This window comes from Coprococcus sp. AM14-16 (genome assembly GCF_003434675.1).
In the GTDB taxonomy this organism is placed as follows: Bacteria; Bacillota; Clostridia; order Lachnospirales; family Lachnospiraceae; genus Coprococcus; species Coprococcus aceti.
This window is the reverse complement of record NZ_QTLL01000004.1, coordinates 180,471-205,846: the sequence shown is the minus strand read 5'-3', so window position 1 is coordinate 205,846 and position 25,376 is coordinate 180,471. Positions and strand designations below refer to the sequence as shown.

Annotated in this window: 21 protein-coding genes and 2 pseudogenes; 3 read left to right on the top strand and 20 right to left on the bottom strand. The window is 43.9% G+C overall.

Annotated elements, in window-relative coordinates; genetic code table 11:
• Positions 1-58 precede the first annotated feature (58 nt).
• The 7 genes from DW159_RS12880 to DW159_RS12850 all read right to left on the bottom strand — a co-directional run bounded on the left by DW159_RS12880 (position 59) and on the right by DW159_RS12850 (position 9,179).
• Complete coding sequence (locus DW159_RS12880; RefSeq protein WP_015533453.1) at positions 59-613, bottom strand: flavin reductase family protein; 555 nt, start codon at positions 611-613, stop codon at positions 59-61.
• Positions 614-749: 136 nt separating this feature from the next.
• Positions 750-1,889, bottom strand: a complete 1,140-nt coding sequence (locus DW159_RS12875) for an SLC13 family permease (protein WP_117551274.1) — start codon at positions 1,887-1,889, stop codon at positions 750-752.
• Entirely contained in the window at positions 1,886-2,431 is a 546-nt protein-coding gene (locus tag DW159_RS12870) for a hydrolase (protein WP_117551272.1), read from the bottom strand. The genes DW159_RS12875 and DW159_RS12870 overlap by 4 nt, the downstream gene beginning before the upstream one ends.
• 30 nt (positions 2,432-2,461) lie before the next feature.
• Positions 2,462-3,832, bottom strand: coding sequence for a glycerate kinase (locus DW159_RS12865; RefSeq protein WP_117551347.1), 1,371 nt, complete (start codon positions 3,830-3,832; stop codon positions 2,462-2,464).
• Positions 3,833-4,010: 178 nt separating this feature from the next.
• Complete coding sequence (locus tag DW159_RS12860; RefSeq protein WP_158547612.1) at positions 4,011-5,912, bottom strand: fibronectin type III domain-containing protein; 1,902 nt, start codon at positions 5,910-5,912, stop codon at positions 4,011-4,013.
• Between the two features lie 230 nt (positions 5,913-6,142).
• On the bottom strand, positions 6,143-7,633 hold the full coding sequence (locus DW159_RS12855; protein ID WP_117551268.1) for a helix-turn-helix domain-containing protein: 1,491 nt from the start codon (positions 7,631-7,633) through the stop codon (positions 6,143-6,145).
• 166 nt (positions 7,634-7,799) lie between these two features.
• The gene (locus DW159_RS12850) at positions 7,800-9,179 is read right to left on the bottom strand and encodes an MATE family efflux transporter (protein WP_242992732.1); all 1,380 of its coding nucleotides are present in this window, start codon (positions 9,177-9,179) and stop codon (positions 7,800-7,802) included.
• Between the two features lie 476 nt (positions 9,180-9,655).
• Here DW159_RS12850 and DW159_RS12845 point away from each other — a divergent pair, with 476 nt between their 5' ends.
• Positions 9,656-10,510, top strand: a complete 855-nt coding sequence (locus DW159_RS12845; RefSeq protein WP_117551266.1) for an ROK family protein — start codon at positions 9,656-9,658, stop codon at positions 10,508-10,510.
• Between the two features lie 63 nt (positions 10,511-10,573).
• Here DW159_RS12845 and DW159_RS12840 read toward each other — a convergent pair whose 3' ends face one another.
• The 4 genes from DW159_RS12840 to DW159_RS12825 all read right to left on the bottom strand — a co-directional run bounded on the left by DW159_RS12840 (position 10,574) and on the right by DW159_RS12825 (position 14,336).
• Positions 10,574-11,554: a glycosyltransferase family 2 protein gene (locus DW159_RS12840; protein ID WP_117551264.1), complete on the bottom strand. Its 981-nt coding sequence runs from the start codon at positions 11,552-11,554 to the stop codon at positions 10,574-10,576.
• Between the two features lie 10 nt (positions 11,555-11,564).
• Entirely contained in the window at positions 11,565-12,713 is a 1,149-nt protein-coding gene (locus tag DW159_RS12835) for a glycosyltransferase family 2 protein (protein WP_015533459.1), read from the bottom strand.
• A gap of 117 nt (positions 12,714-12,830) precedes the next feature.
• Entirely contained in the window at positions 12,831-13,667 is an 837-nt protein-coding gene (locus tag DW159_RS12830; RefSeq protein ID WP_117551262.1) for an undecaprenyl-diphosphate phosphatase, read from the bottom strand.
• A 156-nt stretch (positions 13,668-13,823) separates the two neighbouring features.
• Complete coding sequence (locus tag DW159_RS12825) at positions 13,824-14,336, bottom strand: DNA-deoxyinosine glycosylase (protein WP_199412502.1); 513 nt, start codon at positions 14,334-14,336, stop codon at positions 13,824-13,826.
• 239 nt (positions 14,337-14,575) lie between these two features.
• Here DW159_RS12825 and DW159_RS12820 point away from each other — a divergent pair, with 239 nt between their 5' ends.
• Positions 14,576-15,898: a sodium-dependent transporter gene (locus tag DW159_RS12820; protein WP_117551258.1), complete on the top strand. Its 1,323-nt coding sequence runs from the start codon at positions 14,576-14,578 to the stop codon at positions 15,896-15,898.
• A 121-nt stretch (positions 15,899-16,019) separates the two neighbouring features.
• Here the strand turns inward: DW159_RS12820 and DW159_RS12815 are convergent, their stop codons facing one another.
• The 8 genes and pseudogenes from DW159_RS12815 to DW159_RS14315 all read right to left on the bottom strand — a co-directional run.
• Positions 16,020-16,313 (bottom strand): hypothetical protein, encoded by a 294-nt coding sequence (locus DW159_RS12815; protein ID WP_187115877.1) that lies wholly within the window; start codon positions 16,311-16,313, stop codon positions 16,020-16,022.
• Positions 16,276-17,334, bottom strand: a complete 1,059-nt coding sequence (locus DW159_RS12810) for a lysylphosphatidylglycerol synthase transmembrane domain-containing protein (RefSeq protein WP_117551256.1) — start codon at positions 17,332-17,334, stop codon at positions 16,276-16,278. Before DW159_RS12810 ends, DW159_RS12815 begins: the two co-directional genes overlap by 38 nt.
• A 171-nt stretch (positions 17,335-17,505) precedes the next feature.
• A complete protein-coding gene (locus DW159_RS12805; protein WP_117551254.1) occupies positions 17,506-17,670 on the bottom strand; it encodes a sigma factor in 165 nt (54 codons plus the stop codon).
• Positions 17,671-17,887: 217 nt separating this feature from the next.
• Positions 17,888-18,676, bottom strand: coding sequence for a TPM domain-containing protein (locus DW159_RS14075; RefSeq protein ID WP_158547611.1), 789 nt, complete (start codon positions 18,674-18,676; stop codon positions 17,888-17,890).
• Complete coding sequence (locus tag DW159_RS12795; protein ID WP_117551252.1) at positions 18,669-20,345, bottom strand: hypothetical protein; 1,677 nt, start codon at positions 20,343-20,345, stop codon at positions 18,669-18,671. Before DW159_RS12795 ends, DW159_RS14075 begins: the two co-directional genes overlap by 8 nt.
• A 122-nt stretch (positions 20,346-20,467) precedes the next feature.
• A complete protein-coding gene (locus DW159_RS12790) occupies positions 20,468-20,686 on the bottom strand; it encodes a helix-turn-helix transcriptional regulator (protein ID WP_242992730.1) in 219 nt (72 codons plus the stop codon).
• A 73-nt stretch (positions 20,687-20,759) separates the two neighbouring features.
• Positions 20,760-24,368, bottom strand: coding sequence for a topoisomerase DNA-binding C4 zinc finger domain-containing protein (locus tag DW159_RS12785; RefSeq protein WP_117551250.1), 3,609 nt, complete (start codon positions 24,366-24,368; stop codon positions 20,760-20,762).
• 87 nt (positions 24,369-24,455) lie between these two features.
• Positions 24,456-24,569, bottom strand: a pseudogene (locus DW159_RS14315) (8-oxo-dGTP diphosphatase MutT); the annotation flags it as partial.
• A 102-nt stretch (positions 24,570-24,671) separates the two neighbouring features.
• Between DW159_RS14315 and DW159_RS14310 the strand changes: the two are divergent.
• Positions 24,672-24,872 carry a DUF4357 domain-containing protein gene (locus DW159_RS14310; RefSeq protein WP_187115876.1) on the top strand — a complete coding sequence of 67 codons (201 nt, stop codon included), beginning with the start codon at positions 24,672-24,674 and terminating at the stop codon, positions 24,870-24,872.
• A 5-nt stretch (positions 24,873-24,877) separates the two neighbouring features.
• Here DW159_RS14310 and DW159_RS14305 read toward each other — a convergent pair.
• Positions 24,878-25,037 (bottom strand): annotated as a pseudogene (locus tag DW159_RS14305) (IS30 family transposase); the annotation flags it as partial.
• Between the last annotated feature and the right edge of the window lie 339 nt (positions 25,038-25,376).

Genomic DNA, 25,376 nt, shown 5'->3' with positions numbered 1-25,376 from the left:
GCTAATTTTTTCATGTTACAATGTACAATTTGATGATTTTCCCAAGTTACAAGCTTGTCTACTTCAACTTATTACCCTCTGAGAAAGCATCGCCAACCCTGTCGCCGAGTGCAAAATATCCATGTCCGATGGTGTCAAACACGATCGGATGGAACTCTTCATATGTGATCTCGCCGTCATCGCCCAGGATACGGTCGTCTGCAACAACATTTACAATCTCGCCGAGGAACTTGTCCCCGTCTATGATCTCCTTGAGCTTGCACTCCATTGTCAGTGAAAGCTCGTTGATGACTGGAGCATTTACAAACTCGCTCTTTCTGGTTGTAAAACCAGCCTTCTTCATCTTGTCTGGCTCGTCATTTGCCGACACGATTCCCACATAGTCACAGGCTGCCACATGCTCTGCATCAGCAATGGCAACTGTGAACGCTTTGTTCAGCTTTATATTCTCGGTAGTCTTATGACTTCCAAGGTCAAATATGATCTCATTTGCTCCGACTATTCCGCCCCATGCCGCATTCATGACATTTGCATTGCCATCGGCATCGTATGTTCCGATCATCATGACCGGTTGTGGCACCAGCATAGGTTTTGCACCAAGATTCTTACTCATATTATCTGCCTCCTTAATTTGAAGAAACTTACCCTTCTATTTTATGACTACTGCCATCTAAGGGCAATATTTTTTTGGCTAAAATAGTCTTACACAATGTACGACAGCAGTGAATATTGTTCATCGTAAGGCACGTTTATTTTATTATATTCCAAATGCATATTAGTACCGCCAGGAACAGCACATTTGCAAATGTGAAATATGCCAGATATCTTCCTCTAGCGCCCTTGTCCTGTCTCGCCACGTATTTGAATGAGATCAGGCTTGCCATGGATGCAATCAAAGTTCCAAGTCCTCCGAGATTGGTACCGACTATCAGATCTGTGTATTTATCTGTAAATCCCGACAATAACACCGCCGCTGGCACATTACTTATGACCTGACTTGCAAGTACTGATGTGATCATCTCATGCCCGCCAAGCACATTCTCTACAAATATCCTAAAGCCATCGATCCTTCCCATATTTCCTATAAACACGAAGAATCCCACAAATGTGAATATCAGCGAATAGTCTACCTTCAGCAGTAATCTTCTCTGGCATATAAGAACAACCACAAGTACTACCGCAAATGTCACCCAGTATGGGACGATCCGCGCCACGGTGAGCAATGACAACACAAAAAGTATGCAGTAAATTCCGACAAGCTTCCTGTCAACCTGTACATCTCCGTCCGAGAGTCTGATCTCAAGCTGCCTGTTTTTCCCTTTCATGCATACTATAACACATATCACAAGAAGCGCTGCCGATGCCACTGTATATGGCAGCATAAGCAATACAAACCTGCCTGCACTGATTCCGGCAAGTCCATACAAGTACAGATTCTGCGGGTTGCCTATAGGTGTCAGCATGCTTCCAAGGTTCGCAGCTATGGTCTGGAGGGTTATCACCGGCACCATCCATCTGGTGAGTACTTCCTCTCCTGCCATACCAAGGACCGTGAGTGTCATCGGTACAAATGTTATGAGCGACACATCATTTGTGATAAACATGCTGAAAAAGAAGCACATGAATATCAGGACAATTGTCACCGCCCGGAGCGAACCCATACGATTTATCATGCTTTTCGCTATGATGCCAAACATCCCCTGCTGTGAAAATCCCGCGACCATTGTCATAAGGCAGAAAAGTATCGCAAGTGTCCTGAAATCTATGTAGTCCACATACACACTGTCCGGAGGCACGATAAATGCCGATATCACCGCCAGCAGAAGTGCCACGGTGAGCACTGTCTCTTTGCGGACAAATTCTCCGATTTTCTTTATACCCCCGATCATGGTCTGAATGTCCTGAGTGCCTCTATAGTCTTGGTAATCAATTCATCAAGTGACCAACCAAGCATATCTGCACCTCGCTCTATGACCTCTCTGGAACATCCTGCTGCAAAGCCTTTACTTTTATATTTCTTCTTTACCGACTTGAGTTCGAGATCCTGAACACTCTTTGATGGTCTCATAAGTGTAACCGCTCCGATAAGTCCTGTAAGCTCGTCCACAGCATAGAGAACCTTCTCCATCTCATGCTCTGGTTTTATGCCAACCGTGATACCATAGCCATGGCTTGCCGTCGCATGAATGATCCTCTCGTCAACACCGTGCTCTCTCATGATCTCCTGGGACTTGATGCAGTGCTGCTCAGGATACTGTTCAAAGTCCAGATCGTGAAGCAGTCCGACTATTCCCCAGAACTCTTCCTCATCGCCATAACCAAGCTCCCTTGCAAAATATTTCATGGTTCCCTCTACGATCTGTGCATGCTCCAGATGGAACTCATCCTTGTTGTACTCTGTGAGTAATTCCCACGCTTCTTCTCTTGTCATCTTTTTATCCTCCTCGTAAAAATACCATATCTATCTAAGCCGTGCAGGTCTGCACACACGTGCCGACATCTGTTCCTTAAGTTCTGTGATCCTTGCGGCACACGTCGTCAGATTCGCCGCAGCATTTTCAGGCTTCATCGCCGTTCTCACCTGCTCCGAATCACTATCATCTATACCAAGCACATTGTTCACTGCGTAACACTCATTGAAAAATCCTTCTTTGACGCAGTTCTCCGCACCATCCCCAAGACATCCTCCTATAGCGATCACATATTTGCCGTGTTTCTTTGCAAGCTTTGCGACTCCCAATGGGGTCTTGCCCATCATGGTCTGGGCATCTATCCTGCCCTCACCGGTTATGACAGTATCTGCCCACTCTACATCCGCCTCAAGCCCTATCTCTGACAAAACTATATCTATTCCCGGCATAAGTTTTCCACCTAGGAACATGAGAAACGCATATCCAAGTCCGCCCGCAGCGCCGGCGCCTAGTGTATACCTGTCGAATTTTCCTGTTTCATTTTCACCTACAGGCTCTGTATCTACGTCAGTTTTTTCATATCCACAGTCAATAAGCTGTGCCGATTTGCTCAAACCTTCTACAGATTCTTCTACAATATCAGCATAATGCTTCATGTATTCTTCCATGAGCTCAACAGTCTCCGCATTTGCCCCCTTCTGTGGTGCAAATATCCGGCTGCATCCGAGCTCACCTACAAGTGGATTCGTCACATCACAGGCGATACGGAATGAACAGTGCATTAACTTTGATACAAATTCCACTTCGCCGTCACCTGTCACACGAGAAACTTCAGCTTCTTTCTGGCCAGATTTATTGTCAATACCAAACATACCATCAGGTCTGATCATACGCTCCAGGACGCCAAGCCCCGCCGCTCCATATGGCACATCCTTCCCATCCGCATCAAGACAGGAAAATCCAAGAGCCTGAAGCATTCCTATCCCGCCGTCATTCGTTGCACTACCACCTATCCCGATGATAAAACGCTCACATCCCTTTGAAACGGCATCATTTATCATCTCACCGACACCATATGTAGTCGTATGCATCGGATCTCTCCGGTTCTCCGGAACAAGTGGAAGCCCCGCCGCCGCTGCCATCTCCATGACAGCAGTTCGCCCGTCTGCGGCATTATATATTGTATATTCCGCAGTGATCCTATCACCAAGCGGTTCGGTCACATAACATCGCTCTCTGCTGACACCATCTCTTCCATATATAAGAGCATCAGTAGTGCCCTCTCCGCCATCAGCCACCGGACGAACCCTTATCTCTGCATCCGGCAATATGGACTTTATTCCTTTTTCTATGGCATTCCCCGCTCCAAGACTAGTCATGCTTCCCTTGAACGAGTCAACCGCCACAAGTATTTTATTCATAATAACTCCTGTCTGTATACTGAAGCACCAGTCATCCTTCTTTGTACATGGCTGAAGCTTCACATCGCCTTTGTATATTATAATACCATCTGCAATTTTTGCACACAAAAAGTGGGGCGTATACAAAACTGTTGTTATGTTCTGTATACGCCCCGTTGTTCAAAATGATGTAATTAAGCTATTTTACTTTAACAGATTTCGCCTTGCTCCACGCAGAGTAAAATGTCACTGACTTTCCATTTATCTTTACTGTCTTGTAGGTTCTCACACGTACATAGTATGTCTTTCTACTCGCAAGCTTCTTGACATTTGTTCTGATCGTCTTGTTCTTGCTTACAGTCTTTACCTTTGTGCCACTTCTGAAATTCTTATTTGCACAATACTGTAACTGGTAACCCGTTGTCTGTGTCATCTGCTTGTTCCATCTGACTGTCATGCTGCCCTTGCCGGACGCAGTCGCAGCAATGGTGGTTCCCTTCGGATTGATGGTGAAATACATTGTCTTCGAATCCTTATATTTATTTCCGCACAATGTGACCTTGACCGAATATTTTCCTACATTTTTTCTCCCCGCACTGTATGTGACCTTGTAATCCTTATTCTTTGTCAGAATATTCCCAGCGGCATCTTTTACTGTAACCGCCGGTGTTCTGACCTTTCCATTATATACATACGAAGCCGCATTAAGCTTAACTGTAGACACCTTGGATATTCTAGATGTCGAAAGCTTTTTGCCGCATGACTTACACGTTGTGGTGATGACGCCAGCCTTCGACATTGTTGCTTTTGTTGTCACAGTGTTCACCTTTGTGGCGTGCTTACATACGGTCGTCTTTGCTGTGAGGACGCCAGACGCGGCATTACTATACACCACGTAAGTGTTCTGTATATATTCAAGCTCACCGGATACCTTGTAACCCTGTGACAACATATACTCATTGCTGTAATACTGGTCTCTTGTAAATGAAACATTGTCTTCTGACTTCTCCACCATACAATATGATGACACATTTCCATACTCGTCTGTCACATCGCCAAGTACACCTGCTATGTCATATTTGAAATATGCATAATCTTTGTAGTTATTATCTATTGAATTATATAAAAATACACACTTATCGCCCGTCTTCTCCTCAATGTACACATATGCAGGTGAAGAGGATCTTAAAGAATATCCGGCAACAGATTCTTGTGTATCGGTGTATCCACACTCCTCAGCGTTGAATGTACCCTCTGTAGTCTTCAGCTCATGCATATAATACTTTCCATCGTTTCCTGGTATAGGCATGAGCTCATACTCTGTATATATACGCACATTCTCTGCCTTTATCGTTCCATCTGGATTATACTCGGTACGCACCCCCTCCGTCACAGTATACAATTTCTTATCATCAGCTTTTTTGTACACCTGACAAATGTCACCTTCACCGCTCAGATCAATCTCTATGCTCTGTATCTGCTCATAGTTCATTCTGGTTGCCTGTGTCTTCTGAAGACCGGTCAAACCATTTACAGCAAAACAATCTGCAACCGTTGTGTTCATGGCCAGAACAAGGTTGCCGTCCGTCTTTCCCGCAAATGCGTGTACCTCAGCATTTACGCTTATCTTGAAGTATGATCTTGTTCCCTCCGGCTGTAAAACTATTGCGTCAGTTGACTTCTGCTTCTCGTTGACATACAATTTACCGTCACCAACGATTTCCACAGAACCGCCATATCCATATCCCCATGCATACAATGCACTTACATGACTCGTTCCCACGAGCTTAATCTTAAAATCATCGCCCATCATATTGGTAACGACCCTGTAATCCGGCAAATTACAATTGGTGAGTGTCAAAGTGTTCGTACTCTTGTCATACACCGCACCTTTGGCACTGGTAGTTGTTCCTGCCTGCGGAGTCCTGAAGCTGTACACATATATCGCTTCGTTATTATCCGGATTGTAGAACTCAACATATGCAAAGCTCCACTCCTCATCCTCACACGGGCCATTGTTTGCGGCCATCGCCGTGACACCGCCTACCGTCAGAATAAAAATAAACGACAGCAGAAATGTCAATCTTCTGAAATGCTTCATAGTCATTCCCCCTTCTATGATATTTTCCGTCTACAGGCAAAAGGCTTCTCTCACCTGTTGTTTTATGTCATAGATTATAGTCATCTGCTGTCGTTTTCGTAACGTTACATATGTCTCATTATATGTTGTATATTAAATTTTGCTTTTATTTATCACTTTTATCTAATCTATATGCACGTTTTCAATTTGGCGCATTTATACTTCCATAGTGATCAACTCTAACGCAACCATCATTCCTCATGCCATCCATAGTAATACTGTATAAGACCTACCCTGGTTTTTGTTCCTGTCTTTTCATTCATGGAAGATATATGCCTATATAGGGATGCCCTTGATATGTACAGCTCATCCGCTATATCCTGTACACTGCCATCAGATACAAGCAGCTTCTGCAACACCTCCCGCTCACGTCCAGTGAGGTGATGAGCATCTGCAAAGCATTCAAAATCAACCTCAACTCTTGCGTTAGAATTCTCCGCCGATTTCGTCACTTTTTCTTCATCATATCGTCTATATTGTTCCTTCTGTAGATTTTCAAGCACAAATACCGCAATGCTTATAAGTACGAGCAACAATATGACCACTACACTCATAACCATGATTCCGGGTGAATCTATCAGCATATATGATATTATTCCCACAATACCCGCACCAATGTTGTTGACTGCCCTTCCGGCACCAGGCCAAAGCGCTGACCAACGCATTCCATAGGATACATTTATGAATCCTGTCGTGAAATACACTACGAAGAATCCGGCTGCAAGATAGAATACAATCAGACCTATGATAAATGCCCCTCCAAACTCTATGATAAGCATGGCTATAACGGACAACACTGTAACGCAGTACATCATCTGATTCATAAAGCGCTGATCTTTTATATCAAACAAGAAGCCTGCTACAACTCCGCTTAATGCGAGAAACAACCTTGGCCATTGCCCCACATCTGCCCCGCCCTCAGCGTGGACAACGGTCACAACATTATCCAGTGCGGAAAATATAAACGTCATAAGAAGAACAACCATCACAAGCGCCACAGCCACCGATCCGCTATCAGGAGTTGTTTCGTCACATTTTTCTTTGCAATCCGTTTTGTTCCGCTCATCTACCATGTATGTGTCCACTTCCGCTTCTGCGTATTCATCTCTGGTCAGAAAAAGTATCACTGCAAGTGCCACTATGGCCAGCGAGAACATAACCATACGCAGGATCACACTGTCTATAAGATTATAATTGATATACTGCAGAAGCAGTCCAAGTGCATATGAAATTCCCACAATTACCGTAAGATGCTTTCTATCCGTATAATCGCGGCTCACATCGTGATACACGCGTCCTCCCATAACACCACACACAATAAAGAATATAATTCCATATAACAGTATCAATTTGCCGGAACACAGTATTATCGCTGCGAGCGCGGCAACCTCCACTATATTCAAAGTAATAATTATTATCTGTTTGATTTTGCTGCCGACATATCTCTCAATCAGTGCATATATGAATAGTCCCACCACACTGGCCAGCAGTATCACGCTCTGATACAACAGAACACTTCTGGCATCCACAAACTCCGCAGCCCCGCTGTCGAAGAAGAATTCCATACCCAGAAATACAAAGCTGAACAGAGCCAGCGAGATCACACTTCTGATATGCGCCGGTTCAAAGCCTTTTTCATTATTATTTATTTTTTCAACATCCACTGATCTTTCCCCTGACATATATGGTCATCTCCTGTTTATTCTGTATTAAAGATAATATAGCGCTGAATTTTTGTCAAAATATAAAGTATGCTAATTCATAACACCTATATTCCTTGGAATATCAATGTGATTGAATCGAAGAAGGACGCCCCCCAAAAGGCGTCCTTGCTATATTAATTATTATCTATGCATTTTCCGTACCGTCATCTTCTCTCTGACACTTTCTTATATACACAGCAAATCTCACAGATGCGGTGAGTGCTATCACAATCCATGTAAATATATTCGTATACCACACTCCCCAGAATCCCATCTTTAACACATACATCAGTATCAGTGCAAATACTATCCTTCCTCCCACCTCAAGAGCACCATTCAGCATGGAGAACACCACATCCCCCATTCCATTTAATGCGCCTCTCATGGTATATATCGTTCCAAGTGCAATATACATACTTCCGGATATCACAAGTCCCTTTGCGCCAAGCCTTATGACATTCTCCTCCGTCACGAAAAATCCCACAACATTTTCCCTGAAAACTGCTACCAGACAGAACAATGCTGCGCCAAGAGCCAGCGTGATGAGCTCTGTCTGCCATACCGCTCTGCGCACCCTTTCGTACTTGCGTGCGCCACAGTTCTGTCCTGCAAATGTAGACAATGCAAGTCCCAGAGAACTAAACGGCTGGAATATGATTCCCTCAACCTTTCCTGTTGCAGTATATGCAGCCATGACCTCCGGACCATATCCATTTATAAGGGTCTGCAGTATTGAGCAGGATATTGATATCATGGAAGTCTGAACCGCCATTGGTATACCGATACTAAAATCTTCCTTCATTATATCTCTGTCAAACTTGAAATGGCATCTCTTCAGTCTGAAATAGGGATTGGTTTTCACCGCATAACATATAGAGCCAACGCTAGACAGGATCTGACTGAGAACCGTTGCATATGCGGCACCGGCAACGCCCATATCCATGTATATGACAAACACTATATCAAGCACAACATTTATGGCAGAAGCAACCATAAGAAATATAAGTGGGGTCTTTGAATCCCCAAGTGCCCTTAGCACAGCAGAAATTCCGTTATAAATAGCCACCGCTATCGTAAATCCACAGGTGATCCTCATGTATGTATATGCGTAGTCAAATGTCTCTGCAGGGGTCTTCATGAGCCTTATAATAGGCCCCGCAAAACAATATCCCAGTATACTCATGAGTGCACCAACCGCCAATATGACAAACAATGCATTTGCTATGGCTTTTTTTACCTGCTCTTCTTTCTTCGCTCCAAAATATCTTGATATGACAACACCTATTCCAGATGCCATTCCATTGCACAAAGAAAAAAACAGGAAACTGATCATTCCAACTGATCCCACACCGCCAAGCGCATTTGCCCCAAGATGACGACCAACCACTATCGAATCAACCAGGCTGTATACCTGCTGAAATAGATTGCCTATAAGTAGCGGAACTGAGAACTTCATGATCAGTTTCATACTGCTTCCCTCTGTCATATCCATAACATATTCTTTTTTGTTCAATACCTTTTCCACTATGTTTGCTCCTTGTATATATTTAGATTATCCATGATATACAAACTCATGAATCACCTTGCAGATTTTCATAGCAGCACCATCCGTATTGTAATCCCTGTGTATTAACCCATATGCCTCATCATAACATAAGTTATGCTAAGGTCAAGAAGCTAAATGGCTAATCTTCTATATACTCAACATAATCTCTTTCATCAGCGAAAAGCTGGTACTCTCCGTCCACATATCCCATATACCCTTCCGAAACAAAATATCCTTTTATCATAGTGCCACCTCCTGAACTCTTTTACTACCAAATATACCTTAATATGGCTCTATCTTATCTTGTCAAGTGTCCAAAAAAGCGTACACCAAGTCTCTTTTATATTCCACAAGTACCGACGCAAATCCGGGCTTGAAGATAAGTGACACGGCATATATAATGTATATAATTTTGAAAAATTTCTGCCATATAAACATGGCACCAAGGAGGAAATATGTACTACGGCGCACTTGAAGCCGGTGGCACCAAGATGGTTTGTGCCATAGGCGATGCAGACAAGAATATAATAGACAGAATATCCATACCGACGGGCACACCTGACCAGTCCGTGCCTGCCATGATAGATTACTTTAAGAAATATGACATATCCGCTCTCGGAATCGGTACATTTGGCCCGGCCGACGTCAATCCTAATTCCCCTACCTACGGCTCCATCATGAGGAGTCCCAAGAAAGCTTGGGAGGGATTCAGCCTTTACAAAGCATTTACGGATGCGCTTAGCTGCCTGGTTGTGGTGGACACAGACGTAAACGCAGCAGCCTGGGGTGAATACCTGTACGGAGCACTGAAAGGACTCAACTCGGGAATGTACCTCACTGTTGGAACCGGCATCGGCGGCGGTATAATATCCGATGGCAGACTCATTCACGGCATGGAACACCCGGAGACAGGCCACATCCTCATCCCTAGACGAACCGGCGATGATATACCATGTACCTGCCGATTCCACCAGAGCTGTGTAGAGGGTCTTGCATCCGGCCCTATGCTTGAGCGCAGAACCGGAATGAAAGGCAAAGACATCCCAGCCGACTCACCGGTATGGGATCTTGAAGCATTTTATATAGCTGAGGCACTGGTCAACTACACCATGTGCTACTCAGTTGAGAGGATCGTCCTTGGCGGCGGAGTCATGGACAACAAATTCCTGTTCCCTATGATCCGCAATTACTACACTGAACTGCTGTCGGGTTACATCGACATGCCACAGGTCAAGGACACCGACACATACATTGTTCCCGCAGGGCTCGAGGGAAATCAGGGCATCATAGGTGCTATGAACCTGTTCTGATACACACATTTGTCCACAAAAAAACAGTTTCACCAATCGACTGGTGAAACTGTTTTTTCTTTTCTATGCTGTTGCCTTCTCGTACTCCTCAAAGGTCTTATCCATGATAACCTTGTACTTGCCATACTCGGTCTTGTTGTAGAAGCACTCCTCTGAAAGACTCTTGATACCAAACTCCTCGAACCACTCTTCCTTAAGCTTGTTGAACAGAACCTCCTTCTTTGGTCCTGTGATGGTCTCCAGATGCCACAGACTGAAATGCAGTGCATAGTTGATGTAATCCTGCTCATACTCCCAGAAATTGCCGTGGGCTTCAAGCGCCGCCTTGAGTGCCACAAGAGCCTCGTGGAAGCACTGCCATGACTTCTCTCTGGTGTTGGACAATGACTTTGGATTGTTTCTTCTCTGGTGTGCAAGCACCTCGTCCACTATCTCTATATTTGTTGCAAATGCTATCGCTGAAAATACGAACAGCATATCATTCGAAGTTCTGAGCTGCTGGAATCGGAAATGGTTCTCCTCAACATATTCCCTGCTGAAGAGCTTATCCCAAGCCCATCCCACAAATACCTTGAATATATTGCCCGTGAAATTACGGAAATACATTGGTCTGTACGGTGGAAGCTCCTTCTCGTGAAGTGTCCATCTGACCTGAACAAATTCCTGAAGATCCTCTCTGTACTGATCTGATCTGAACACAACTACCTGAGCTCCGGTCTCGTGAGCCTTGCTCCATGCCTTTTCCAGCATGTCCGGCTCAAAGAAATCATCGGAATCCAGAAATGAAAGATACTCTCCGGTCGCGATCTCAAGGCCTTTGTTTCTCGCTGCCCCGGCTCCGGCATTTGCCTGCTGTATAACCTTTACACGCTGATCCTTCGCCTCATATTCCTTCAATATCGCCAGAGAATCATCTGTGGAGCCATCATCCACGCAAATGATCTCTATATCCTTAAGTGTCTGACCCACTATGCTGTCCATGCACTGGCGCAGATAATCAGACACATTGTAAACAGGAAGAATAACTGATACCTTTGTACCCATAGCTTTACCTCTATTTGTTTCGACTAAATAAACTCTTGATCTTTCTAGGTATGAACATAATGACCGCACCGATCCTGAATGTAGGTGTCTTCTTCACTCTGTCCAGATCTGCACGGGTCTGATGAACCAGACCACGGAGTCTCTTGACTTCTCTCTCAAGCTTGCGCTCACGGTCTGTACATGCGATTCTTGTATAATAGTAATCGTCAGGGGACTTGATGATAAACTGGATGTTCGCCCACTCAAGCTTTGTAAATATAGTCTGATCAATCTCCTGCATCTCCATTGCTCTCTTGAACTCGGAGCTGTATCTTCTTATATAATCCTTCTTGAATTCAGGTCCGATTCTCCTGATCGTCTCGTTGTAATTGTGGTATTTCTTGAGCCAGTATACGCCTCTGAAACGCTCCCAGATCTCAGGATCCTTTACAAGTATATCTCTGATGTGATCATACTCAACATTGACACAGTATACCTTCTCTCTGCTGTGAACAGATGAATTCGGGTTATCTCTGCGGTTCATATAATATGGCTTGTTCACTATCATAGCTCTCTTGGCATATATAAATGTCTGGAACCAGAAACCATTGTCCTGGAATGATGCTCCCGGAGTCTCGTTGTGTCTGATATGATACTCCTCTATGAAGCTTCTCTTGTAGATTCCACTCCATGTGTTCATAATGAAACGGATCGCACTTGGTGTCTCGCTTGGATTGAACACAACATTATAATCCTCTGCATTCGGTGACAAGTGGTTGTACACCAAAGTCATGTTGCCATTGTCATCGTTGCGCTTAAATCTATAGAAATCTGCCTTTACAAGGTCAAGGTCGTTCTCAACCGCCTTGTTGTACAGTTCCTCATACATATTAAGTGGCACAAAATCATCAGGCTCAACTATACCAATATACTCACCTGTAGCCTTATCAAGACCGATATTCATGCCTATTCCATAACCGCCATTTTCCTTGTCAACAATAATGATACGGTCGTCTTTCTCCGCATATCCCTTTAATATTTCAAGTGAACTGTCTGTAGATCCGTCATTGATACATATGATCTCGATATCCTTCAATGTCTGATTTACAACACTATCCATACACTCCACCAGATACATCTCTACGTTATATGTTGGAATGATGATTGAAACCTTTGCCATCTTTCTTCTCCCATAAAATTTTATCACAATGTTAATATGTGCTATAATGCACAATTCATGGGCATTATAGCACATACTATATATATTATGCAATTTTTGATTTTATTTATTTATAAGCTATGCAAATAAGGCAAAATATGCAAGAACTATAACTCCGAGCACGATCCTGTACCAGCCAAATATCTTGAAGTCATGCTTCTTGATGTAGCTCATCAGGAACTTGATGACAACAATGGATACAAGGTATGCAACGACACAACCTATAATAAGTATAGCGAGCTCAGCACTTGTAAATGACAGTCCGAATTTGATCATCTTCAATGCACTGAGTCCGAACATAACCGGAACCGCAAGGAAGAATGTGAACTCCGCTGCTGCCACTCTTGATACACCGATGAGCAGAGCGCCTATGATGGTGGCACCTGAACGGGATGTACCCGGTATGATGGAGAGCACCTGAAACATGCCTATAAGAAACGCTGTCTTGTATGTTATGTCGTTCAGCGTCTCAACCTTCGGTGTTCTGGTCTTGTTCCAGTTCTCAATCACAATAAATGCTATTCCATAGAAAATAAGGGCAATCGCTATGACAACCGCTGTGTGCAAATGCGCCTCTATGTAATTATCAAACAGTATCGTAACTATCGCTCCAGGTATACATGCAACAACTGTCTTGAACCACATACTCCAGGTATCTTTCTTCATGACAGGCTGTGTCTTGTCTTTGAGCTGGAAAGGCCACATCTTATTCCAGAATATGGTCACGACAGCAAGTATCGCTCCAAGCTGTATCACCACGAAAAACATTTCCTTGAAATCAGTGCTCGCATTCAGTGAGATAAATTCATCCACAAGAAGCATATGTCCTGTGCTACTGATCGGGAGCCACTCTGTGACACCCTCCACGATACCAAGGAATACTACCTTAAGTATCTCGATAAAACTTAATGCCATCTCTTCTCTCTCCTTTTAATTCGTTATATTATTGTGTGAACACCATGGATGTCTGTCCGGCATCCTGGTGCGGTCTCTATGATAACATATTCTCACTCGTTGTACATCATTCTACAGAAAGCTTTAGAAAATGTTATGTATGAGTTTATCTTCTGTCTATAATTTGCATATATCCGGTATCTCAGCTCCCCAGATATCAACCAGCTTGTCCACTGAAAATGCCGCATTTGCCGGACTTGTGGATGGAAGCACCACAGATTTTATGCCAAGAGTCTTCTGCTGGTACTTCGCATAATACTTTCCTGAGGTCTTGCCGTTGCATATCACTTTTGTAACCTTGGAAGCTTCCACTATCTTCGACAGATCCGTGGGCGTAACATTCTTTATACTGCTGTCGCTTGAACCTATGATGTCACAACTGTAGATCGCATCCCACAGGGCTATGTGGTGTGCATGCAGCATGGCTTTCTTCTCATCTATGGTCACCGGAAGTTTCTCGCCAAGCACTCTGCTGATGACATTCCAGAATCTGTTCTGCGGATGTCCGTAGAAGAACATCTGCTCCCTGGACTTCACCGATGGCAGGCTTCCCAGTATGAGTATCCTTGATTTCTCGTCGTATAGTGGGGGAAATGGATGTACTATATGTTCATATCTGTCCTCTGTCAATCTTCTCACCTCTCAGATAATATTCAAATAACTTTTTCCATTTTTCTGGTACATTGTACGCCACCTGCCGGTTATTTTTCAATTAAATTCTTGCTTTTGCAGCTATATTTTAAGTCATGTCCACATTATTTAATTTACTTCCAAATGATATTCATGTATATTAATTAAGTTAACGTAATTTACGGACTATGAGGGAGGTCCGCCAATGCGGTAACGAACACATTTGGGAGGAATTATACATGAAAAAGAGAGAATCTTTTAACAACAAATGGGGCTTCATCCTGGCCTGCATCGGCTCTGCCGTGGGCATGGGCAACATCTGGATGTTCCCTACAAGAGTCTCCATATACGGCGGCGGATCCTATCTCATACCATATTTTATATTTGTGGTACTCATCGGATTCACCGGAGTTATCGGAGAGATGAGCTTCGGACGAGCTACAAGATCCGGTCCAATCGATGCATTTGGAATCGCCATGGAGAAAAAGGGCAAGCGAAAGCTCGGTGAACTGCTGGGCGGCATACCTGTGCTCGGCGCACTGGCAATGGCCATCGGATACACGGTCGTCATGGGCTGGATACTGAAATACATGATCGGAGCTTTCACCGGAAGCACACTGTCACCGGAGGATATAGACGGCTTTGCTTCAAACTTCGGCGGAATGGCATCTTCATTTGGCAACAATGCATGGCAGATCATTGCACTTGCCATCGGAATCACCATCCTTATGTTCGGCGTGGGCAACGGTATTGAGAAGGCCAACAAGATCCTGATGCCGGCGTTCTTCGTATTGTTCATCATCCTGGCCATATATGCGGCATGCCAGCCGGGAGCCATAGAGGGATACAAATACATCTTCCGCATAGAGCCAAAGGTACTTGCAGATCCAAAGACATGGATATTTGCGCTGGGACAGGCATTCTTCTCACTCTCAGTTGCGGGAAACGGAACTCTGATATACGGCTCATATCTGCCAGACGATGAGGATATACCGGGGGCTGCCGGACGTGTTGCACTTTTCGATACGATTGCTGCCATGCTTGCCGCACTGGTAATCATACCTGCCATGGCAACTGCCGGAGCACAGCTCAACCAGGGCGGCCCGGGATTGCTGTTCATCTATCTGCCATGCCTGTTCAAGTCCATGCCTGGCGGTTATATTGTTGCCATACTCTTCTTTGTGGCTGTGTTCATGGCGGGACTGTCATCACTAATCAACCTGTACGAAGCACCAATCGCAACGGTGCAGGAGAAGCTTGGAGTTGGCAGAAAACCTGCATGTGCCATCATCGGTGTCATAGCAGTTGTGGTATCCATCTGTATACAGGGTATCGTATCTGACTGGATGGATGTACTGTCCATCTACATCTGCCCACTTGGCGCAGGACTTGCCGGAATCATGTTCTTCTGGGTATGTGGCAAGAAATATGTTGAGACACAGGTCAACACCGGAAGGGAAAAGAAGTTCACAGAGAAGTTCGTGCCTATATGCAAATACATCTACTGTCCTGTATGTCTCCTTGTATTGATACTTGGTATCCTTCTCGGAGGCATCGGCTAGACAGACATTTCAATATAATTAATAAAAAGCAGTCTGACGGATCATCACCATGTATAACACTGGCGATGTCCGCAGACTGCTTTTTCTTACTTTTTGTTCTTCAGCACCCAGATATGTTCGTTTATTCATCATCTGAAAGTCCAAATCCCTCTTCCAGGAACCTGTTCCACTCAGCATTATTGCTCTCAAGTTTTTTCTTCTGCATAATCCTGTTCCTATCTGTGAGGATGGACAACATCTCATCCACAATCTCCTCAAGAGGCAGCTCCTGATAATGCGACAGATAGCCCATCATCCTGCCCGCCGTAAAATCCGTATTCAGATTCTTTGTTATGAGATCACAGAACTCCTCGGGATATCCCCGGTCAAGCATCATCTCATAGAGCTCCATGCTCATCTCTGATCTTGGTTTCATCAGTCTTTCTCCCAATCACAAAATTTGCCACGATCGTAAATACCGCACTGATTATCAACTCCGTGTAATATCCCAGACCTCTGCTGAGTATCATACCCGGCAGCAACAATTTGCTTCCAAATATCGGCAAAAACATCTCCATGAACAGCTTCTCACTGATTCCCATACCACCTGGAAGTGGAAGCATATCGACCGCAACAGCTATAGCTCCCTGCATCAGTATGATAAGTCCTGCAGATGCCCCCGCAAGTCCGAATGCCTTGTACACAAACCATGTCGCTGCAAACAGTGAAAATCTCTGGACAAGTGTTATGAGAAATACTATTACCAGCATCCCGAAATGTCCCATCATATAATCCGCAGTCTGGTTGTATTTCTCCATCGATGCTGCAAGCTTTTCCTCACGTGACTTCTTGTGTCTCAGGAATCTCATCTTCTCAAGAAGTCTGCTGCCCTTCACAACAAATGCCTTGGCAAGTGACGGATGGAATGCGAACAGCACCATACCTGCCACACACACCACGTTCAGCATAAGTCCCAGATAGAACACCCACTGCACATCATCTATATAAGTATGTATAAACTTCTGTCCAAATATAGCGATTCCAAGTCCAAGTAGCACCAGTACCAGCTTGTACGTGATCGTCACTATGAGCAGTACCTGTGTGGACACCGGGATCGGTATCTTCTTTTTCTTCATATAATATATCTGCGCCGGCTGTCCGCCTGATGCAGATGGTGTAATACAGCTAAAGAAGAATCCAACTGATGAGAAAAGAAAGCATGTGCCCCTGCGTATCCTGACACCTAGCTTGCTCATCATATAATGGATGATCACAGATTCTCCCCATATAAATACAACAACACATACCACTCCCGGTATAAGCCACCACGGATTCACCGTCTTCATTATATCCGCAATCTGCCCTAAATCCTTGCCGTGGAACACTCCGTATATGGTGCCGGCAAATATCAGGACAAGGAACAATACGTTGAATATCATCTTTTTCTTGTTTTCCATATCTCTGCCCTTTTCATAAGTGGGGCAATACCCCTTTAAATACAGCGTGAACGTCATGCACAATGCTAGTATATCATGGATCATTCAATTAAATGGCAAAAAAGGTTGGTTTTTACTTTAATTATTTGTAATGTGAGTTTTATGTGGCATACACATTCTATTTTTCACTGTTCAGGATCGGCAGATTCTGGTTCTCCTCCCAGAGAGTCTGGCCTCCTGTGTTATATCTTCGGCTATGTGAGGATTCTTAGACAGTGCCAGCACAAAACGATCTACGTCTTTGTAGTATTTTTCGTATATTTCTTCTACTCCATTTTTTTCTTTTCCTGACGCCAAGTTTTTTACCTCCCTTCACATATAAGACCAGTATAAATGAAAAACGTTACAAAAGGAGCAGACGCATGTTAGGCGCTTCGCGCGGCGTCTGCGTACTTCACAAGGAATCCTCCCACTTACGTGGGTCCCTCCTTATGAAAATAAAATGCTGTGAATTTCGAAAATTCTTCACAGCATTTTTCATCGTTTATATTTTGTCAGATTTTCTTCTCTTTGACTAGAAGCTGTGGCCTCCACCGCCGCCACCGATGCCTCCGCCTCCGAATCCACCGCCGCCGATTCCGCCATGACCGCCGGATCCGGATCTTGTACTTCTCGTTTCACTGATCATATCATATTTATGATTCATATTATATGAAACCTTTGTACCGGTAAGTAAATTTTTTGAACCCATGTCATAAACCTTCGAGGTCTTTTTCATCAGAAGATAATTAAGCATTATAGAAAATATTATTGCAAGGAGTATGTTGCTGATATGCTTCATTGGACGGCTTATCTGCTCTCCTGCCAGCAGCATATTTATCTGCTTGAATGCCTCATTTGCGCACTCAAAATATTTCTCTTCGCTTGCATATTCATAGACATTGTCTGTTATCGTATACGCATTTGTCTTGGTGATGATCTTGTATGGTCCGCCATACGAATAGATGTATATCTGTCTGTTACGCATATCAATGAAGAACATAACGCCATCGCGGGTGCCAAATTCTCTTTTATAGGCAGATTCCGCATGGTATGCTGTAGATTTGTACATAAGGTTCGATGTAACACACAATACATTGCAATAACGGGCAGTCTCCTTCATAGTCTCCGACAATTGTGCCTCCTGACTTTCAGTCAGCACATCTGCATCATCTTTGATTACCACTTCATGCTGGTGACTATACGAATCATCCTGATCCTTCTCAGATGCCTGAGCAGTCACTACACCATTACATCCCATAACCCAAAACAGCAGTATGATCATTACAGTGATCACCATTCTGGTAATTACCGCTCTACGCACGATGATCACCTCCCTTATACTCAAACTGTGGAAGTGGTCTTGTGGACATCCGGTTGTGGCTGATAACCAGATCTATGAGTGTCAGAATGGTTGCAGCACATACCAGAAGCACGCATCCATAATAATACTTGTCCATAACAGGTTTTATCAACACGACCGCTACAGAAAGAATGGTGGCAAATGCAACAAATAATCCCATGACGCCACTTTTTCTTTTTACTCTTCTCACGTTTACTATGCCTTTTACTGCCCCATAAATGGCTACCAGACACGAGATGCACGCCACAACATAACTGGCCTTTCCCATAATATCCCAGTTAAAAAGAAACGGATTTATATCAAACTTCAGGCAGAATAATACTATTATGCACACTATCAGCTGTATAACTTCCAGAAAACAGGAAAACTTCACAAATGAAGTTATCTTATTTTTTATTTTTCTTTTTGTGTCTTTTTGTGGCTTTTTTGTTTGCAGCTTTTTTGTTTGTAGCTTTTTCTTCTTGCCTCCACTTTTCTTTGCATTGAGTGTGTGCCTTGCGAAGAATCCCACATCATTTTCATGTGTCTCTACATCTGCTATCTTCTCCATCTCATCGCAATATATCATGGTCACAAGCGCACCTATCGCAGATACAAATGCCAGTAGCACGCCAGGTCTCACCGTAAGAAATAAGTTCAGCAAAAAGTATAATGGTGCCACTCCTATCAGGCATCCCAGCAGGAACTTGCCGATATCAAGCGGTATATCCGCAGCCACTTTTCCTGTGCTGCCATTTACCGCTGCATATGCAATACGCTTACCGTTCTTGTATGACAAAAGCCACACAGGAAACAACCCGGTCTTTGCTCCAGTGATCTTTATCTCCATCGTTTCTGACAATGGCTCCTCCGGTTCACCGATAGCATCGTATGTACATAGATGATGCTTTATCTTACTCATCATCACATCATACGCCATATCACCTGTCACCTGCGCTATCTTATCCCTGTAAACCTTATAATCCACATCCGGCAGATCCGCGTAGAACCCACTCAGATATCCCATGGAAAACGTTTTCATGTCAGCCGAGTCAAATGGTGCCACCTTGCTGCTGAGATCATCCGGAAACAGCGATGATGCATCCATGGTTATATTCTCATAATGATTATCTGCAAAGCATCTTACATTATATGTATGACTGACTGTATCAACCCCTGAGCTATAGCTGTCCGTCGCCCTGACAGCGGTTTTACCTTTCTGGTCAACATCACACAGCCAATACGGCATGTAGATTCCACGGAACTCCTGCACATTTCGTCTGTGTTTCAGCCTGTTCGGAGCGTATATCGCCCTCTTCATGACTGTGGCATATGATGCCTTGCACATGTCCTTCGTCACCGCAAACGGTATCACATAGTCCGGTCTTCTCTCGCTTTTCAGCCGGCTGGAAAGCATAGTCGCTGCCCCGCAGTAACTGCAGAATCCCGTCGCTGATTCATCTGTACTGTATATCTCCCCACCACACTGCGGACAAATGAATACAGTAAGCTCCATAAGCTTGCGTTCCTCGCTGTCCTCATCCTTGTCGACACTCTCCGGCTCGTATTCATTTCCACATGCTTTGCAGTACATTTTCTTTCTTGCTATATCATATACCAGATTGCTGCCACATCCGGCACATTGTATCATATGTATTTCCCCCTGTAATATAAATTGTGAAAGATTATTAATGCAATAACCTAACTCATTATACTACCTCTTTTTATAAAGAACCAGTTCCGGATTTGTCCCTTCCGCCTCATATGTCGATATCAATATAAAATCCATATCCGCCAGGACCCCAAAACATCTGTCTCCACCAAACTCACATTCCAGCTGGAGAGCAGTTTCAACGTATCTGTATTCGGTACCGTCTCACCGTTTTCCCATCGCGACACCGCCTGCCTTGTGACCATGACCTTTCCAGCAAGGCCGTCCTGGGATAATCCCCTTTTGGTTCGAAGTTCTAATATAACGTCCTTTGTCTCCATTGCTTCCACCTCCGTTATGGATATCATAGCAGATTGCGGGGATGGTGGAAATCAACGGAGTGTTGCTCTGTTCCTATACCGACTGCGTAAACCGGCATTTCGGGAAGCCCGAGCAACCTATGAATTTTCCAAATTTCCCCGATCTCTCAACCAGCTTTTTCCCGCATTCCGGGCATATCATAGATATCTTTGCAGATGCAGACTTAATATCTCCACTTGAGTCCTGCGGCATTTTATTGCCGTTCTTCTTTAAATGATCGGAGGTCTTAGTGCCTTTTTTTTGCGTACCGTCAGATATAGCTTCGATCTCTTGGGGCTTATCGCTGGCTTCCTTGGGCTTACCGATGAGCAGCTCTCGAACCTCTTTAGCTGTTATCATCTCGGCAGTGCACTCTCTCGCAACCCTCACCGGCCTGCAAGTCCATACCGCCTTATCTCCTATCATGTAGAATCTGAATTTCGCCCTTGTCGCTGCAACATTGACGATATTATTGTTCACCCAGTTGACTGCTCCCATAGATTTGCTGTCGCATCCGAGTAGGAATATAACCTCATCCGTTCCCTGGCCCTGGAAAGTGTGCACTGTTCCAATGTTATTTGCATTAAGCCATTTTCTGACTCTTGGCTCTTTTCCGTATAACTCCGATTTCTTTATCATCTCCAGCATTCCCTCTTTCACCGATGTAAATGGTGTGATGATAAACAACCTAGGGATATCACAGGAATCCCGTTCAAATTTTCTCTCCAGTAGTTTCAGAACAAGCTCGCCCTGCGCCTTGACAAAGTGATCCTTCTTGCCCGAATTCTCAGCACCGGCTACATCTATCCAACAGCTCTTGTCCAGGATAAATGTTCTTGTCCTGTCCTCCTTAGGAGCTGCCGTCTGCTGCTTCATAGTTCCATCATATGAAAGCACATTTGAGATTGTGTACATCGGGTCAATGCAGCGTCTATGGACTACCAGTGGGCAGCCTACCCACTCTTTCTCCTCATCCTTTCCAAGATAAGTTCCATACGGATTTATATAGTCAGCAAAAGCCTGCACAGAGATTTTCTTATCCTTGTAACCTGCCAATATCTCCGCGGTAAGCAGCTGTTTTATCATGTCAGTCTCTGCGGTAACCACAGGCTCGATCTGCTTTGGATCTCCTACTATGATCGCCTTTCTGCATCTGAACATCGCACCAACTGCCATCTGCGGCTGTGCCTGTCCTGCCTCATCGACAATAAGAGTTCCAAGCACTCCGCTTTTCTTCACGTCTCCCAGAAATGTCTGCGCAGAAGCAAATGTAGTGGATATCACAGGGGTCAGCAGGAAAATGCTTTGGAGCATATATGGCATGGCTTCTTCTCTGTCAGCAAGCTTCATCCTCTCACCACAATCATCAAACACATTCCACGCAATCATCAGGTTGATGATATTATGCCGCATGCATTTTGATGAAATGACAAATTCTTTGTGCAGCTTACATGCATACAGGAATAACTTTTCACGCTCTCTATTGTACTGGGCGGTAAACCATGGATTGGTTATCTGTGCTTTTGTTGACAGCCGATCATCCTCGGATACATAACGTTCCATAAATGCAGCGTCCACCGGGGTCATCTTCATCTGCCCATGCGAGTATTTTGAAATACACCGCTGGTATTCCTGAAAATTCTGCAGGCCTGATATCCTGTTGTTCAAAGAAGTTATCTCTCCATTAAGTTTTGATATTGTCGCTTTCTTCTCCTGAATGAATATATCTCTTGCGGATGTATCCTTACGCCTTGCGAACAATCCCTTCGGTCTGCTTTCCTCAAGCTCGATCAGCTCTTTTTGTTCAGCAAATAACTGACGCTCAAGCATCTGCCGCTTTCTTTCCACATCACTTATTTCACATGACAAATCCTCTGGTGCATCTTCCTGCAGCTCCACAGGAACCGAACCTGCCAGAGCACAGATCTGTCCTAATTCTTTTCGTAAGTTTTCAACCAATTTATACTGAGATAAAAACTTTTTTCTTACCTCCAGATATTTTGCCTTATGCTGCTCCCTGACATCATTTGATCTGTAGTCCTCCACAAATGGCTTCAGGACCGAATTGCAATACTTACGGATATTTGCCTTTCTGCCAAACGGAGCGGATATCAATCCCCAGCAGTCAGCTCCGCCTAAAAGTTTATCCGCATAACGCGTAAAATAAATGTCCTTCTCCTCTCGGCTCTTACCATATCTGGTTATAGTCTCCACATCACCTGACTTGTTGATATCAAACAAATCATGAACCTCATCCAGACCGCAGCGGATCTCCTCTTCGTCATCCCCAGACGACTCCAGACTGTCAAGTATATCCCTCGCCTTCGGAAGGTCTATCGTGATATTTTCCACCGCCGCATTGTTACATGACGCGACCAGCATACTATAGTTGTTGATCTCATCAACATTTATCGAATAATAATGAGGCGCATACTGGTAATAAGCATTTGCATTTGTCTCTAGCGGTCCATGAGAAAATGAATGCATTTCGAATATAGAGTCTGGATCTTCTGCGTTCTCAGCGAGAAGTTTGGCACGCTCAACGATATTGCTTGCCACGATCTCCTTGAGCAATGTAGTCTTTCCCGTTCCGGGAGGTCCGTTTACAGAAAAAACTGGAGCATCCCCGTCCTGTCTGATTGCAATATTGACTGCAACCTGCTGCATCAACGCCGGCATATATTTGGCCGGCCATTTTCCCCTTGGCGAATTTGTAACGTTAAGAATTCTGTCAAAGAACAGCTTCATCTCACTTTTTCCCGCATCCGGCGAGATGATCGTTCTCGGTAAATCGTCTGGGCCTTTCGACTTTTCGTACCCTGCCAGAATGTACTCGATCACTTTCTTCTCATATTCATTCCCATCGCCAAAGTTCCCGTTCTGAACCAGCTCTGACAACTGAATAATGTCATTCAAAAAGAAACTTTTACCCTGATCCGCATAGTCAAATGCGTCTTCGTCCGCATCTCTGGCCTGTTCGCTCGCATACCTGTTGTATTCGGCAATTCCCATCGATTCCTGAGGATCATCTAAGAACCTGTGTTTCACATACTCATTAAAAATCTTTTCATATATGGTTGAAATGAACTCATCGACATTCTGGTCCTGCAGTTTCTCATCAATCTCTCCAACAAGTTCTTTATATTTGTTAGTATCGAGAGCAAAGTCATGACTATTATGTGCTCTTGACTCATCCCACCTGGCAACTGCCCACAGTATCGATGACAGCTGGAAACTATTCTTAAGATACACGCCTTTCGTATCTGTCTTGAATGAGCACCATGCGATCGCGCTCTTTTTTGGATAAGCTATCTCAGGATTATCGGATTTATCCTCTATAAACTTCTCAAGATAATCAACTACTGTATTCCTCTCTACCTTCCCCAGACAAAAATGGATCTCATCACCAACCGAAAGAAACTTCGCATAGTCGTCCCTGTCTTTTTCCAGGATCATTTCCAGATCTATATCAGAAGCCGACAAAACTGGCAAATCAAAGAAGACCTCGATCTTCTCTGCCTTAACCTCTTTGCCATTCTTAATATTCTTAATTAGCTTTTTGTTCTCTGAACTTTCCTGTGGAATGTCGGTCTGACCTAGAAATTCTGTGATTTTCCAGTAGTTTAAGATTTCCAGGACTGCGTTCTTTCGTTTGTCTTCCATTCGGTGTGCTCCTTGTGGTGTAACCCCTAATCTTCTTTCTTGAAATATCTTCCGATTTTTCTTATAACCTCACTTTTGAATCTGTTTTTACATTTGCTTACCCTTTATCTTATCCACCAGTGTCACGTCCGCCGGCAGCCAATCGACCGAATCAAGTTCCTCTATAGTGAGCCACTTCGCATCTTCATGTTCTTTTAATTCTATATTAAGGGAGCAAGAGGTGCAAGCTCCAAAGGTGTTATTGTTCCCGATGGTTTTGCAGTTTTTAAAGATTCCCAAATTGCTTCCAGTACCGTGCCCAGTATGTCTGCACCTCCAATCAAATTACGTACTTCTCTTATTGAAAAGGGAATCATTGATTCAAACTTCTGCTTTACAAAAGACTATATCTTTACCAGCCCTTCATTGGCAGCTGCTATTGTTATGGGAAGAAATGCAAACGGAAGAATCGAATGGAAAACAGAAGACCATAAATCAATCAAAGATATTGAAGAAAAACTTTGAAAATTAAAATCATATGTTCCCATTCTTTTCAAGGTTGTCAAATACGAGCCTGGCTGAGCCTTTAGTACAACGATTGATCAGAAAAGCCGGAAATGGTTTTTCTCTTGTGAAAAACAGAGTTAATAAGGTCTTTGGGGAATCTCTTGAAGATTTAACTGTATCCACAACACAGTAAACAAACTCCCACTTAGCATTGTCCTCCAAATGGTCAATATTTTTGTACCCAAATCGTACCCAACGCCATCTAAAAAATTCCTACAAAGCCTGTAAATACAAGCCTTGTAGGGATTTACCCATTTATTCAAACTCGACAAGTCCGAAAGTGTTATTAAACATATCTGTTTAGTTTTTATCTCTTTTCTGCCGTTATTTTATCTCTGTTACATATACTATTTTGGCTTGCTGATTTTCTGTTGCCAATTTGTTGCCACTTTATTATAACTGCGTTAAGATTACTTCGCAATCATTATTTTGAAAATATGCTTCAAATGCTTCAAACAACGC

Bases quoted from the DNA above. Each gene is read 5' to 3' on its own strand.
- DW159_RS12880 (WP_015533453.1), bottom strand. From the start codon at position 613: ATGAGTAAGAATCTTGGTGCAAAACCTATGCTGGTGCCACAACCGGTC.
- DW159_RS12875 (WP_117551274.1), bottom strand. From the start codon at position 1,889: ATGATCGGGGGTATAAAGAAAATCGGAGAATTTGTCCGCAAAGAGACA.
- DW159_RS12870 (WP_117551272.1), bottom strand. From the start codon at position 2,431: ATGACAAGAGAAGAAGCGTGGGAATTACTCACAGAGTACAACAAGGAT.
- DW159_RS12865 (WP_117551347.1), bottom strand. From the start codon at position 3,832: ATGAATAAAATACTTGTGGCGGTTGACTCGTTCAAGGGAAGCATGACT.
- DW159_RS12860 (WP_158547612.1), bottom strand. From the start codon at position 5,912: ATGAAGCATTTCAGAAGATTGACATTTCTGCTGTCGTTTATTTTTATT.
- DW159_RS12855 (WP_117551268.1), bottom strand. From the start codon at position 7,633: ATGTCAGGGGAAAGATCAGTGGATGTTGAAAAAATAAATAATAATGAA.
- DW159_RS12845 (WP_117551266.1), top strand. From the start codon at position 9,656: ATGTACTACGGCGCACTTGAAGCCGGTGGCACCAAGATGGTTTGTGCC.
- DW159_RS12840 (WP_117551264.1), bottom strand. From the start codon at position 11,554: ATGGGTACAAAGGTATCAGTTATTCTTCCTGTTTACAATGTGTCTGAT.
- DW159_RS12835 (WP_015533459.1), bottom strand. From the start codon at position 12,713: ATGGCAAAGGTTTCAATCATCATTCCAACATATAACGTAGAGATGTAT.
- DW159_RS12830 (WP_117551262.1), bottom strand. From the start codon at position 13,667: ATGGCATTAAGTTTTATCGAGATACTTAAGGTAGTATTCCTTGGTATC.
- DW159_RS12820 (WP_117551258.1), top strand. From the start codon at position 14,576: ATGAAAAAGAGAGAATCTTTTAACAACAAATGGGGCTTCATCCTGGCC.
- DW159_RS12815 (WP_187115877.1), bottom strand. From the start codon at position 16,313: ATGAAACCAAGATCAGAGATGAGCATGGAGCTCTATGAGATGATGCTT.
- DW159_RS12810 (WP_117551256.1), bottom strand. From the start codon at position 17,334: ATGGAAAACAAGAAAAAGATGATATTCAACGTATTGTTCCTTGTCCTG.
- DW159_RS12795 (WP_117551252.1), bottom strand. From the start codon at position 20,345: ATGATACAATGTGCCGGATGTGGCAGCAATCTGGTATATGATATAGCA.
- DW159_RS12790 (WP_242992730.1), bottom strand. From the start codon at position 20,686: ATGGAGACAAAGGACGTTATATTAGAACTTCGAACCAAAAGGGGATTA.
- DW159_RS12785 (WP_117551250.1), bottom strand. From the start codon at position 24,368: ATGGAAGACAAACGAAAGAACGCAGTCCTGGAAATCTTAAACTACTGG.
- DW159_RS14310 (WP_187115876.1), top strand. From the start codon at position 24,672: ATGTCTGCACCTCCAATCAAATTACGTACTTCTCTTATTGAAAAGGGA.